The organism is Streptomyces sp. NPDC001194, assembly GCF_042896985.1.
Taxonomy (GTDB): Bacteria; Actinomycetota; Actinomycetes; order Streptomycetales; family Streptomycetaceae; genus Streptomyces.
The window spans coordinates 75,453-89,446 of record NZ_JBIAXU010000014.1 but is presented as its reverse complement, the minus strand read 5'-3'; the positions used below and the strand labels follow the sequence as shown (position 1 = coordinate 89,446).

Here is a 13,994-nt window from a genome sequence, read left to right as displayed (position 1 = left end):
GATGGCCAATCCGGACGAGAAGCTGGTCCAGGCGCTGAGGGCCTCCCTGAAGGAGGCCGAGCGGCTGCGGTCGCAGAACCGGAAGCTGACGTCGGCGATGTCCGAGCCGATCGCGATCGTGGGCATGGCCTGCCGCTACCCCGGAGGCGTGTCCTCCCCGGAGCAGCTGTGGTCCCTGGTCGCGGAGGGCACCGACGCGATCACCGAGTTCCCCTCGGACCGCGGCTGGGACGTCGAGCGCATCTACGACCCGGAGCCCGGCCAAGACGGCAAGACGTACGCCAGGGAAGGCGGCTTCCTGCACGACGCGGGCGAGTTCGATCCCGGCTTCTTCGGCATCAGCCCGAACGAGGCGCTGACCATGGACCCCCAGCAGCGGCTGCTGCTGGAGTCCTCCTGGGAGGCCTTCGAGCGGGCGGGCATCGACGCCGTCGCCCTCAAGGGCCGCTCGGTGGGCGTCTTCACCGGGATGATGTACCACGACTACCCCTACAACGGGGCTGCCGGATCGGTGGCCTCCGGCCGTGTCAGCTACGTCTTCGGCTTCGAAGGCCCGTGCGTGACCGTCGACACGGCCTGCTCCTCGTCCCTGGTGGCCCTGCACCTGGCCGTGCAGTCGCTGCGCTCGGGCGAGTGCTCCCTCGCGCTCGCCGGCGGCGTGTCCGTCATGGCCACGCCGGAGACCTTCATCGAGTTCTCGAGGCAGCGCGGCCTGTCCGCAGACGGGCGCTGCAAGTCCTTCGCAGCCGCCACCGACGGCACCGGCTGGGCCGAGGGCGTCGGCATGCTGCTCGTGGAGCGGCTTTCGGACGCCCAGCGCAACGGCCACCGCGTACTGGCCGTCGTACGGGGCAGCGCGATCAACCAGGACGGCGCCTCCAACGGCCTGACCGCCCCGAACGGTCCTTCGCAGCGCCGCGTGATCCGCCAGGCGCTCGACAACGCGGGCCTGACGGCCGCCGATGTCGACGTCGTGGAGGCGCACGGCACGGGCACCACCCTCGGTGACCCGATCGAGGCCCAGGCGCTGCTGGAGACCTACGGCCAGGACCGGCCGCAGGGCCGGCCGCTGTGGCTGGGCTCGCTGAAGTCCAACATCGGCCACACGCAGGCGGCCGCCGGCGCGGGCGGCATCATCAAGATGGTCGAGGCGATGCAGCACGGCGTGCTGCCGAAGACCCTGCACGTGGATGCCCCGACCCCGCAGGTCGACTGGACGGCGGGCGAGGTCGAGCTGCTGACCGAGGCCCGCCCGTGGCCGGAGACCGGGAGCCCGCGCCGCGCGGGCGTCTCCTCCTTCGGCTACAGCGGCACCAACGCGCACGTGATCATCGAGGAGGCCCCGGCCCCCGTGGAGACGGCGGAGCCGGTCGAGCCGGTCGAGCCGGTACGGCTCGCGGCGCTGCCGGTGGTGCTGTCGGGCAAGAGTCCGGAGGCGCTGACGGCGCAGGCGCGGCGGCTGCTGTCGTTCGCGCAGGAGCGGCCGGAACTCTCCGTCGTGGACCTGGCGTTCTCGGCGGCCACCTCGCGGGTGGCGTTCGACCACCGTGCGGTGGTGGTGGGTGCGGACCGCGAGGAGCTGCTCGCGGGTCTGTCGGCGCTGGCCGAGGGCCGTAGCGCGGCGGGCGTGGTGCACGGCGCGGGCCGGGTCAGGGGCAAGACCGCCTTCCTGTTCACGGGTCAGGGTGCGCAGCGTCCGGGCATGGGCCGCGAGCTGTACGGGGCCTTCCCGGCTTTCGCGTCCGCGTTCGATGCGGTGGCCGCGGAGCTGGACGGGCACCTGGAGATCCCGCTGAAGGATGTGGTCTGGGGTGGGGACGCGGGTCTGCTGAACCGGACCGCGTACACGCAGACCGGTCTGTTCGCCGTAGAGGTGGCCCTCTACCGCCTCTACGAGTCCTGGGGTGTGCGCCCGGACTTCCTGGCGGGTCACTCCATCGGTGAGCTGGCTGCCGCGCACGTTTCCGGTGTGCTGTCGCTGGCCGATGCGGCCAAGTTGGTGGCTGCTCGTGGGCGGCTGATGAACGCGCTGCCCGAGGGTGGCGCCATGGTGGCCGTCCAGGCCACCGAGGAGGAGGTGCTGCCGCTGCTGGTCGACGGTGTCGACATCGCCGCGGTCAACGGGCCGGTTTCGCTGGTGCTCTCGGGTGTCGAGGACGCCGTCCTCGCCGTGGCCGGCCGGCTCGGCCAGCTGGGCCGCAAGACCAAGCGCCTGACGGTCTCGCACGCCTTCCACTCGGCTCTGATGGAGCCGATGCTCGAGGAGTTCCGCGCGGTCGCCGAGGGCCTGGCCTACAACGCCCCGGCCATCCCGGTGGTCTCCAACGTCACCGGCCTCCTGGCCGACGAGTTGGGCACGCCCGAGTACTGGGTGCGCCACGTCCGCGAGGCCGTGCGCTTCGCCGACGGCATCCGCACCCTCACCGCCCAGGGCGTCACCCGCTTCGTCGAGCTGGGTCCCGACGGTGTGCTGACCGGCATGGCCCAGGACTCCGTCGAGGACGAGGGCGCGGCCCTGATCCCGACCGTTCGCAAGAACCGTTCGGAGACGGAGGCGGTGCTGACCGCCCTCGGCCGGCTCCACACCACGGGAGCGGCCGTCGACTGGTCCGCGTACTTCGCCGGCACCGGCGCCCAGCGCACCGACCTGCCGACCTACGCCTTCCAGCACGAGCGGTACTGGATCGACGCCATCGCTGAGGCCGGGGACGTCACCAGCGCCGGCCTGGCCGACCCCGGGCACCCGCTGCTGCGCGCCGCCGCCCTCCTCGCCGACGACGGCGGAGCCGTCCTGACCGGCCGGCTCTCCGTCTCCAGCCTGCCCTGGCTCGCCGACCACGTCGTCGGCGAGAGCATCCTCTTCCCCGGCACCGGCTTCATCGAGCTGGCCGTGGCGGCGGGGGACCAGGTCGGCTGCGACCAGGTGGACGAACTCACCATCCACGCGCCGCTGATCCTGCCCGAGCGCGGAGCCGTCCAGGTCCAGATCGTCGTCGGCGCACCCGACGACTTCGGGGGCCGCTCCCTCGGCGTGTACTCGCGTCCCGAGGACGACGAGGACCGGCCGTGGACCCAGCACGCCCAGGGGACCCTCGGCAGCCGGCCCGACGAAGCGGCAGCCGCGCCCTTCGACCTCGGGCAGTGGCCGCCCTCCGGCGCCACCGCCCTGGACGTCTCCGGCGCGTACGAGCGGCTGCTCGCCGGCGGTTACGGCTACGGCCCCGTGTTCCAGGGGCTCAAGGCCGCCTGGCGGCGCGGGGACGAACTGTTCGCCGAGGTGGCCCTGCCCACTACGTCCCACACCGACGCGGGCCGCTACGGCCTCCACCCCGCGCTGCTCGACTCCGCCATGCACGTCGCGATCATCGGGGACGAGGACCGCGGCGACGACACCGTACTGCCGTTCCTGTGGGGCGGCGTGCGCCTGCACGCCGTCGGCGCGGCCGAACTGCGCGTGCGCATAGCCCCCTCCGGTGAGGAGGGCGAGCACAGCATCGTCGTCCAGGCCGCCGACGGCACCGGCCAGCCCGTGTGGTCCGTGGACAGCCTCGTCTCCCGGCCCGTGGCCACCGACCAGCTCGCCGCACAGGGGGGCGGCGTCGCCGACTCCCTGCTGCGGGTCGACTGGAGCCCGGTCGCCGTGGGCGCCGCGGACCCGGCCCCGCTCACACCCTTCGACGAGCTCTCCGACGGGGCGTCCGTGCCCGACGTCGTCGTGCTCGACTGCGGTCGGGGCGGCCCCGACGTGCTGGCCGGCATCCGTACCGGCGCACACCGGGTCCTCGACGCGGTCCGGCAGTGGCTGGCCGAGGAACGGTTCGCGCACTCCACCCTCGCCGTGCTCACCCGCGGCGCGGTCGCCACCGGCGACGGGACGCCCGTCGACCTGGCCCACGCGCCCGTCTGGGGCCTGCTGCGGGCCGCGCAGGCGGAGAACCCGGGCCGGTTCGTCCTCGCCGACACCGATGGCCGGCCGGAGTCCGACGCCGTGCTGGCCGCCGCCCTCTCCCGCGGGGAGCCCGAACTGGCCCTGCGGGCCGGGCAGGTGCTCGTACCCCGGCTGGTCCGCGCAGGCGCCGCACCCGCCGACCGTCCGCTTCCCGCGCTCGACCCCGAGGGCACCGTCCTCGTCACGGGCGGAACCGGCGGCCTCGGCTCCGCGGTGGCCCGCCACCTCGTCGCCACTCGCGGAGTGCGCAACCTGCTGCTGACCAGCCGCCGCGGCCAGAACGCCCCCGGCGCCGCCGAGCTGAGCGCGGAACTCACGGCGGCGGGCGCCCGCGTGACGATCGCGGCCTGCGACGTCGCCGACCGCGACGCACTGGCCGAACTGCTCGCGGGCATCGCACCGGAACATCCGCTGACCGCCGTCGTCCACACCGCGGGCGTCGCCGACAACGGCCTGGTCGCCGCCCTCGACTCCCGGCAGCTCGAGGCGAGCCTGGCGCCCAAGGCCGACGCCGCCTGGCACCTGCACGAGCTGACGCGCGATCTGGACCTCGCGGCCTTCGTACTGTTCTCCTCCGCGGGCGGCATGGTCCTGGCCGCGGGCCAGGCCGGGTACGCGGCCGCCAACGTGTTCCTCGACGCGCTCGCCGAGCACCGCGCCGCCCAGGGCCTGGCCGCCACGGCGATGGCCTGGGGCCTGTGGAGCTCGGACACGGGCATGGGCCAGTGGCTCACCCACGCCGACCTGACCCGCATCCGCAGGCAGGGCGTGGGCGCCTTCTCCGTGGCGGACGGGCTCGCCCTGTTCGACGCCGCGCTCGACTCGGGCCGCCCGGCCGTCGCCCCCGTCCAGATCGACACGGCCGCCCTGCGGGCCCGTACCGACGAGGTCCCGGCGCTGCTGCGCGGCCTGGCCCCGGCGGTCCGCCGCCGCACCGCGGTCAGCGGCGCCGAGGCCGGATCGCTGCGCAAGCAGCTGGCCGGGCTCGGAGCGGCCGAGCAGGAGGCCGCCCTGCTGGACCTCGTGCGGGTCAACGCGGCGATCGTCCTGGGCCACGGCGGCGCCGAGGCGATCGACCCCGAGCGCGACTTCCTGGAAGCGGGCTTCGACTCGCTGACCTCCATGGAGCTGCGCAACCGGCTCAACCAGCTGACCGGGCTGAAGCTGCCCGCGATGGCCGTCTTCCAGAACAAGACCCCCTCGGGGCTCGCCGGATTCGTCCACGGCGAGTTCGCCGCCCGGCTCGCCGCCGGCGGGGAGCAGCCGGGCGACGACCCGGCCGCCGTCGTGCAGGCGAAGGCCACCGCACCGGACACCCTCAGCGAGCTGTTCCGCGGCGCCGCGGAAGCGGGCAAGGCCGCCAAGGCCATGGACCTCCTCGCGGCCGTCGCCAACATCCGCCCCGGGTTCGCCTCCGTTGCCGAACTGGAGCGCGTCCCGGCCCCGGTGAAACTCGCCGACGGGCCGGCCCGGACCCGGTTGATCTGCGTCAGCACCCCCATGGTGACGGGCGGCCCCTACCAGCAGGCCCGCCTCGCCGCCTGCTTCCGGGACGTCCGCCACGTGAGTGCCGTACCGCTCAGCGGGTTCCTGCCGGGCGAGAGCCTGCCCACCACGCCCCGGGCGGCGGTGGAGGCCATCGCGGAGAGCGTGCTGCTCGCCGCCGAGGGCGAACCCTTCGTGGTCGTCGGCTACTCCGCGGGCGGGGTCCTCGCCCACGCGGCGGCGGCCCACCTGGAGCAGGAGCGCGGCATCGTCCCCGCGGGCGTGGTCCTGCTCGACAGCTACCGCATCGACCGGTTCTCCGCCGGCTCCGAGGACGGTTTCGGCGACATGTTCGTCACCGGTGCCCTCGAAGTCGAGTCCGCCTTCGGCGGTTTCGACAGCGCGCGGCTGTCGACGATGGGCAGGTACAGCGAGCTGATGCCGCACGTCAAGACCGACCCCATCAAGGCTCCGGTGCTTTTCGTCCAGTGTCTGGAATGGTTTGGCGCCTCCGACGGGGCCGATGCCGATGCGCCGGAGTACCGGGCCCAGCCCTGGGACAGCACGCAGACACTGCGGTCCGTCCACGCCAATCACTTCAGCATGCTGGAGGAGAAGGCGGGCGACACTGCACAGGCCATCGAGGAGTGGTTGAAGTGACCTCCGCACATCCGGCACCCAGCGCCAAGGGCACCGTGCCCTTCGGCCCGTACAAGACGTGGTACCGGGTCACCGGCGACCTCTCATCGGGCAAGCCCGCCCTCGTCGTCGTCCACGGCGGCCCCGGCAGCACCCACGACTACCTGCTGAACCTGACCCGCTTCGCCGAGGCGGGATGGCCGGTGGTCCACTACGACCAGCTCGGCAACGGCGGCTCCACGCACCTGCCCGACAAGGGCGCGGACTTCTGGACGGTCCAGCTCTTCCAGGACCAGCTGGAATCGCTGCTGAGCTCGCTCGGCATCGGGGACGACTACATCCTGTTCGGCCAGTCCTGGGGCGGCCTGCTCGTCACGCAGCACGCGGCGACGCGCCCTGCCGGGCTTCGGGCACTGGTCATCGCCAACGCCCCGGCCTCCTACCCGCTGTGGCTCCAGGAGATGAAGGTCCTGCGCGACCAGCTGCCGCCCGGGGTCAACGAGACCCTGCTCGCGCACGAGGCCGCCGGCACCACCGGCAGCCCCGAGTACGAGGCCGCCCTCATGCCGTTCTACCAGCGGCACGTGTGCCGTCTGCGGCCGTGGCCCCGCGACTTCCTCGCCTCGATCATGGAACTCAACAACGACCCGACGGTGTACTCCGTCATGAACGGGCCGAGCGAGTTCCACGTGATCGGCACGCTCAAGGACTGGGGCGTCATCGATGCCTGCCCCGACGTGGCCGTGCCGACCCTGCTGATCTCCGGGCGCCACGACGAGGCCACCGAAGTGACCGTCCAGCCCTTCGCCGAGCTGATCCCGGACGTGCGTTGGGAGATCTTCGAAGAGTCGAGCCACATGCCCCATCTCGAGGAGCCCGAGCGCTTCGCGGAGGTCATGGACCGGTTCCTCCAGGGCCTCGGCTGAGCCCGGCCCCGCGCCCACACTTTAGGAAGGCTTGGAATGTCCCTTCTGACCCCCAGCTTCATCGAAGGAGCGCGCTACCGCGCCCACGGTCCCCGTCAGCTCGACGAGATCGCCGAGCGGTACGGCCTCCCCGCGGACATCCGCGAAACGGTCCGGCTGGTCTCGCAGGTACTGCCGTTCCGCGTGAACGAGTACGTACTGTCCGAGCTCATCGACTGGGACCGCATACCCGACGACCCCATGTTCCAGCTGGTCTTCCCGCAGTCCGGCATGCTCTCCTCCGAGGACGAGAAGCGTCTCGACGTCCTCTCCCGCGACCCCGCCGACAAGCTGGAGCTGCGCGAGCAGATCAAGGACATCCGCTCCCGCCTGAACCCGCACCCCTCCGGGCAGATGGAGCACAACGTCCCCATGCTGGACGGGGTCAAGATCCCGGGCCTCCAGCACAAGTACCGCTCGACCGTGCTCTACTTCCCCGGGCAGGGCCAGACCTGCCACGCGTACTGCACCTACTGCTTCCGCTGGGCCCAGTTCGTCGGCGACGCCGACCTGCGCTTCTCCGCGCCCGGACCGGAGCAGCTCATCACCTACCTCGGCCTCCACCCGGAGGTCACCGACGTGCTGATCACCGGCGGCGACCCGATGATCATGACCACCGAGCGCCTGCGCAGCCACATCGAGCCGCTGCTCGCCATCGATTCGCTGCGCACCATCCGCATCGGCACCAAGTCGGTCGCCTACTGGCCGCAGCGCTTCGTCACCGACCAGGACGCCGACGAGGTCCTGCGCCTGTTCGAGAAGGTCGTGGCCTCCGGCAAGACCCTCGCCGTGATGGGCCACTTCAGCCACCCGCGCGAGCTGGCCACCGACATCGCCCGCACCGCCCTCGCCCGCATCCGCAGCACGGGCGCGGTCGTCTACTGCCAGGCCCCGCTGATCGCGAAGGTCAACGACGACGCCGCCGTGTGGGACGAGATGTGGCGCGCGGAGCTCGCGGCCGGCGCCGTCCCCTACTACATGTTCGTGGAGCGCGACACCGGCCCGCACGACTACTTCCAGGTCCCGCTCGCCAAGGCCGTCGACATTTTCCAGACCGCCTACCGGCAACTGCCCGGTCTGGCCCGCACCGTGCGCGGCCCGGTCATGTCGGCCACGCCCGGCAAGGTCGCGGTCGACGGCATCGAGGAGACCCCGCAGGGCAAGTTCTTCCAGTTGCGGCTGCTCCAGGCGCGCAACCCCGAGCTGGTCGGCCGCCCCTTCCGGGCGCACTTCTCGGAGACCGCGGCCTGGGCCGGCGACCTCGAGCTGGTCTCGACGGTCCCCGCCGACATCGCGGCCGCCATGAACGGCACGCCTCTGCGCGTCGTATCCGCCGCCGCCTGACCGGCGCGGCATCCACGATCAACCCAGAACCGCAGAAAGGAGCCGTCCATGGCCGGTCGGGGAATCTCGCCCAACCTGGCGCTCGACCACATGGTGGCGCAGCGCCGGGCAGCCGGAGAGTCCATCGTCCACCTCGGGTTCGGCGAGTCGCGCCTGCCCGTCTTCCCGCCCCTGGTGGACCAGCTCACGGCCGGGGCCCACCGCAACGGCTACGGTCCCGTCGCCGGCGACCCCGGCGTCCGGTCGGCCGCGGCCGGCTACTTCACCCGCCGCGGCCTGCCGACGGCGGCCGACCAGATCGTCGTCGCCCCCGGCAGCAAGCCCCTGCTGATGGCGCTGCAGGCGGCCGTCCCCGGCGACCTGGTCATCCCCCGCCCGGCCTGGAACACGTACGCCCCCCAGGCGCGGCTGGCCGGCAAGGAAGTCTTCGCCGTGGAGATCCCGAAGGACTGCGGCGGCGTGCCCGAGCCCGCCGCGCTGCGGGAGACCCTGCGCACCGCGCGGGCCGCGGGCCACCGTCCCGGGGTGATCATCCTGACCCTGCCGGACAACCCGACCGGGACCCTGGCCCCGGCCCAGACGGTCCGTGAGATCTGCGCCATCGCCGAGGAGGAGGACCTCCTCGTCATCTCCGACGAGATCTACCGCGACGTCATGCACGACCCCGACCAGCCCGTGCTGAGCCCGGCGACCATCGTGCCGGAGCGGACCGTGGTCCTGACCGGCCTCAGCAAGAACCTCGCCCTCGGCGGCTGGCGCATCGGCGTCGCCCGCTTCCCCGAGGGGCCCCGGGGCGCCGCCATCCGCGACGAGGTCGCCTCCTACGCCAGCGAGGTGTGGTCCACGCTGGCGGGCCCCATGCAGCAGGTCGCCCAGTACGCCTTCGAGGAGCCGGCGGAGCTCACGGCCCACCTGCGGGCCTCCGCCCGGCTGCACGGGACCCTCGCGCGCGCCGTCCACCGCATCCTGGTCGACGCCGGGGCCGACTGCCGTCCGCCGCAGGCCGGCTTCTACCTGTATCCGGACTTCGAGCCCGTACGGGAGGAACTGGCGGCGATCGGCGTCACCGACAGCGCCTCGCTCCAGCACCACCTGCTGGAGAAGCGCGGCATCGCCGTGCTGGCCGGCCACCACCTGGGCGACGACCCGCACGCGCTGCGGGTGCGGCTGGCCACGAGCATGCTCTACGGCGACACCGCACAGGAGCAGTGGGAGGCACTGCGAAGCCCCGACCCGCTCGCGCTTCCGCACGTGCGCCGGCTGCTCGAGGCCATCGAGGAAAGTTTCGCGAAGCTGCTGATCGCGTGAACACGCCGATCAAGGGCTTCCTTCGAGAAGGGGAACCACCGCACGTGGAAACGGAACCGCGCACGGGAGTAGCTGCCGTATTCCCCGGAATGGGGCCGGCCAAATTCCAGGACATCGCGAAGTTCATGCTCGTCCACCCGGCCGTCAGGCGACTGACGGAGGTCGTGGACGACACCCTCGGCTACCGCCTCTTCGACCGCTACCGCCAGGCCGAGGGCGACTATTCCGAGTACGCCCAGGTGGCGTTCCTCGTGAACTGCGTCGCCCTCGCCCAGTGGGCCGAGGAGGAGCTCGGCATGCGCGCCGACTACGTCGCCGGAGCGAGCTTCGGCGGGAAGGCCGCCGCGGTGTACTCCGGAGCGCTGTCGCTGGCCGACGCCGTCACCCTGACCGCCCGCATGTCCCGCCTGGAGCAGGAGTACTTCTCCGGCGAACAGCATGCGGTGATCACGCAGTCGTTCGCCCGGCTCCCCGAGGACCGGCTCGCCGAGATCCTCGCGGAGCTCGACGACCGCGGTGGCTGGCATGACATGTCCTGCCATGTCGATGCCGACTTCGCCATGGTCAACCTGCACCGGGAGCACCTCGACTGGTTCCAGCAGCGGCTGCGGACCGCGGGCGCCCTGCCGCTCTACACGGCGGAGCCCCCGATGCACTCGAGGGCCTTCGGCCCGCTGCGCGAGCGTGCCGAGCGGGAGATCTTCCCGGACCTGACGTTCACCGACCCCATCGTCCCGGTCGTCGCCGACCAGGACGGCAGCGTGCGGACCACCGCCGAAGGCGTCCGCGCCACCCTGGTCGACGGGATCGTCGAACCGGTGCGCTGGCCGGACGTGGTCGCCTCGCTGTCCGGCCTCGGCGTCGGAAAGCTGTACGTGGCGGGGCAGGACGCCCTGTTCAGCAGGGTCGCCCTGACCCGGCGCACCTTCGAGGTCAACGCGATCGACCCGCGGCGCGCCATGCGCCCGCGCCGCGTCGGCTCCGCCCCCACCTCGGCCGCGGCCTGACCCGCAGGCCGAAAAGGTCCGCCCCGGCCGCACCGTGAACGGTGCGGCCGGGGCGGGCGAGGGGGGCGGAAGCCGGGTGCGGGACCTCAGGCGGCCGAGGCGGTCAGCGAGGTCAGCGCCGACCACAGGACGCCGGGAGAGGTGAAGGTCTCCATGTCGAGCATGTCGTCCGTGAAGCGCACGGCGTAGCCGCTCTCGAGGGACGACAGCAGGTCGACCATCCCGACCGAGTCGAGACCGAGGTCGCGCAGGCTGGAGTCGGCGGTGAGCACGTCACCGGGCTCCAGGAAGGGCAGATGCTGCCGCAGTGTTTCCTCGAAATTCTTGTCCCACATGATGACTCCCGTTTCTCGACACTCGAATGCCAGTCGGCGCGTCCGCCGATTTCGATCGAAGACGACGTGAATGCCCCGCACAACCCTTAACCACCCCTGCTTTTCCGGAGGAAGAATGAACCAGGTGACCGAGCCGGCGCTGTACGCGCGCTTCCTGCGGGGACTGGCCCTCTCCCCGCGGGGCACCGCGATCCGGGTCGGCGCCGAGGAGGTGAGCTACGAAGAGCTGCACGAGCGCGCGCTGCTGTGGGCCGGCGCGCTGCTCGCCTCCGACGCCGAACCGCCGAAGGCCGTCGGCGTGCTCGCCGACAAGGGGATCGAGTCCTACGTGGGGCTCCTCGCGGGCCTGTACACCGGCGCCACCGTCGTCCCGCTCCACGCGGAGTTCCCCGCCGCCCGTACCCGGTACATGCTCGAGGCGTCCGGCGTCCGCTCGGTCATCGCCGACCGGCGCGGACTGGCCGCCCTGGAAAGCGCCGCGCCGCAGGGGTCGCGGCTGTCCGTGCTGGCGCCCGGCGTCGCCGATGGGGGCTCGGACACCCTGCGCACCCTCGCCCTCGACCCCGGCCGGGCCCTGCACGAGCCCCTCCGGGTCAAGGAGCAGGACGAGGCGCTCATCCTGTTCACCTCCGGCTCGACGGGACGCCCCAAGGGCGTGCCGATCACGCACGGCAGCTTCCACCACTACTTCCAGGTCCTCGACGGCCGCTACGACTTCCGGCCCGACGACGTCTTCTCGCAGAGCTTCGACCTCAACTTCGACTGCGCGATGTTCGACCTGTTCTGCGCCTGGGGCGCCGGCGCGAGCGCGCACGCCATCCCGCCGGCCGCCTACCGGGACATGCCCGCCTTCTTCGCCGACCGGCGGATGACCGTGTGGTTCTCCACGCCGAGCGCGATCTCCTTCGTACGCCGCATGGGCGGCCTGCGGCCCGGTGCCATGCCCTCCCTGCGCTGGAGCTTCTTCGCGGGCGAGGCCCTGCGCGCGGACGACGCCACCGCATGGCAGGAGGCCGCCGACCGCTCCACGCTGGAGAACATCTACGGGCCCACGGAACTCACCGTCACCGTGACCGGCCACCGCTGGTCGCCGCAGGACTCCCCGCAGGCCTGCGTCAACGGACTGGTCCCCATCGGCGCGGTGCACGAGGGGCACGACCACCTGCTGCTCGACGAGCGGGACGAGCCGGCCGACCACGAGGGCGAGCTGTGCATCACCGGCCCGCAGATGACCTCCGGCTACCTCGACCCGGCGGACGACGAGGGCCGGTTCCTGGAGCGCGACGCCCGCACCTGGTACCGCACCGGCGACCGGGTCCGCAGGATCGGCAACGGCGAACTGATCTACCTCGGCCGGCTGGACTCCCAGGTGCAGGTCCAGGGCTGGCGCGTCGAACTGCCCGAGATCGAGCACGCGCTGCGCGGGTGCGAAGGCGTCGACGGCGCCGTCACCGTCACGAGGCAGGGGGACAACGGCACCGAACTCGTCGTCTTCTACACCGGCGTGCGCACCGCCCCTGCCCGGCTGGCACACCGGCTCAGGGAGATCCTGCCCAAGGGGATGCTGCCCCGCGAGTACCGCCACCTCGAGGCGTTCCCGTTGAATTCCAACCGCAAGGTCGACCGCAAGCAGCTGGCCGAGGACGCCGCCAAACCTCCGGTGGCCGCTGCCTCTTCCGGTCAGGGGTGACCCCCTAATCGGGCCCGGAACGGTGGGGTTACTCCACCCTCCAATAGGGGGCTAGCCGCATTACGGGCACCGGGCGCGCTCGCAATACTGGGCGGCATGGCAAAAGAATCCCTACTCGCGCCGAGCGTAGCCCCCACGAGCTCGCCGCGCGGCAGCGACTTTTCGCAGCTGTCGCGGCGGATAGCCCAGGCCGGCCTGCTCGACCGACGACCGCTGTACTACACCGTGAGGTTCGGCCTCGTCGGCCTCTCGCTGGTGGCGGGCTGCACGGCGTTCTTTGCGCTGGGCGACACGTGGTTCCAGATGCTCCTCGCGGTGGCCATGGCCTTCGTCTTCGGCCAGATAGCCCTGGCCACCCACGACCTGGCGCACCGGCAGGTCTTCTCGCGCAACCGTGCGAGTGAGACGGGCGGGCTCATCACTGCCAACCTCCTGCTGGGCATGAGCTACGGCTGGTGGATGAACAAGCACACCCGCCACCACGCCAATCCCAACCACGAGGAGAAGGACCCCGACGTCTCGCCCGACATCCTCGTCTGGTCCAAGCGCCAGGCGCGGGCCGCCAAGGGGCTTCCGCGGTTCATCGGACGCCACCAGGCACACCTGTTCTTCCCGTTGCTGACGCTCGAGGGGCTCAACCTCAGCTTCTCCAGCTTCCGCGCCCTGCGCAGCCCTTCCATGAAGCGGCCGGCTCTGGAAGGCACCCTGCTCGTCACGCACTTCGTCGCCTATTTCGGCGCCCTGTTCGTGGTGCTGTCCCCGCTGAAGGCGCTGGCGTTCATCGCCGTCCACCAGGGGCTGTTCGGCCTCTACCTCGGCTCGTGCTTCGCCCCCAACCACAAGGGCATGCCGATGATCACCGAGGGCCAGGAGCTCGACTTCCTGCGCCGCCAGGTCCTCACCTCGCGCAATGTGAAGGGCGGCCCCTTCGTGGACGTCTTCATGGGCGGCCTCAACTACCAGATCGAGCACCACCTCTTCCCGAGCATGCCGAACGCGGCGCTCAAGAAGGCACAGATCATCACGCAGGCGTTCTGCGAGGAGATCGGCGTCCCGTACTACCAGACCGGACTGCTGGCCTCCCACCGCGAGGCGCTGCGGCACCTGCGCAGCGTCGGCGAGCCCCTGCGCCTGGAGTTCTGACCGCTGCGGAAGGCCCCGGGCCCCCCGCCGCGGGCCCCCCCCCCCCGCCCCGGGGGGGGGGGGGGGCGGGGGGGGGGGGCCGGGGGCCCCCCCCCCGGGGGGGGCGGCGCCCGCCGCCCCCCCCGCAAC

Annotated in this window: 8 protein-coding genes; 7 read left to right on the top strand and 1 reads right to left on the bottom strand. The window is 72.2% G+C overall.

From position 1 onward, the window contains the following. The first annotated feature begins 1 nt into the window (after nt 1). From ACFY1T_RS25045 to ACFY1T_RS25025, 5 genes are all read left to right on the top strand, one after another. Complete coding sequence (locus ACFY1T_RS25045; RefSeq protein WP_390790152.1) at nt 2-6,094, top strand: type I polyketide synthase; 6,093 nt, start codon at nt 2-4, stop codon at nt 6,092-6,094. Then, nucleotides 6,091-6,999 (top strand): proline iminopeptidase-family hydrolase, encoded by a 909-nt coding sequence (locus tag ACFY1T_RS25040; RefSeq protein WP_390790151.1) that lies wholly within the window; start codon nt 6,091-6,093, stop codon nt 6,997-6,999. Before ACFY1T_RS25045 ends, ACFY1T_RS25040 begins: the two co-directional genes overlap by 4 nt. Nucleotides 7,000-7,035: 36 nt before the next feature. After that, on the top strand, nt 7,036-8,382 hold the full coding sequence (locus ACFY1T_RS25035; RefSeq protein WP_390790150.1) for a KamA family radical SAM protein: 1,347 nt from the start codon (nt 7,036-7,038) through the stop codon (nt 8,380-8,382). A 48-nt stretch (nt 8,383-8,430) separates the two neighbouring features. Further along, on the top strand, nt 8,431-9,690 hold the full coding sequence (locus tag ACFY1T_RS25030; protein ID WP_390790149.1) for a pyridoxal phosphate-dependent aminotransferase: 1,260 nt from the start codon (nt 8,431-8,433) through the stop codon (nt 9,688-9,690). An 89-nt stretch (nt 9,691-9,779) separates the two neighbouring features. After that, nucleotides 9,780-10,697, top strand: coding sequence for an ACP S-malonyltransferase (locus ACFY1T_RS25025; protein ID WP_390790148.1), 918 nt, complete (start codon nt 9,780-9,782; stop codon nt 10,695-10,697). 86 nt (nt 10,698-10,783) lie between these two features. On the opposite strand, the gene ACFY1T_RS25020 is transcribed toward ACFY1T_RS25025, so the two are convergent. Further along, nucleotides 10,784-11,032 (bottom strand): acyl carrier protein, encoded by a 249-nt coding sequence (locus ACFY1T_RS25020; protein WP_030873505.1) that lies wholly within the window; start codon nt 11,030-11,032, stop codon nt 10,784-10,786. Nucleotides 11,033-11,147: 115 nt separating this feature from the next. Between ACFY1T_RS25020 and ACFY1T_RS25015 the strand changes: the two genes are divergently transcribed. After that, nucleotides 11,148-12,722 (top strand): AMP-binding protein, encoded by a 1,575-nt coding sequence (locus tag ACFY1T_RS25015; RefSeq protein ID WP_390790147.1) that lies wholly within the window; start codon nt 11,148-11,150, stop codon nt 12,720-12,722. A 96-nt stretch (nt 12,723-12,818) separates the two neighbouring features. Then, nucleotides 12,819-13,865 carry a fatty acid desaturase family protein gene (locus ACFY1T_RS25010; protein ID WP_390790146.1) on the top strand — a complete coding sequence of 349 codons (1,047 nt, stop codon included), beginning with the start codon at nt 12,819-12,821 and terminating at the stop codon, nt 13,863-13,865. Nucleotides 13,866-13,994 lie beyond the last annotated feature (129 nt).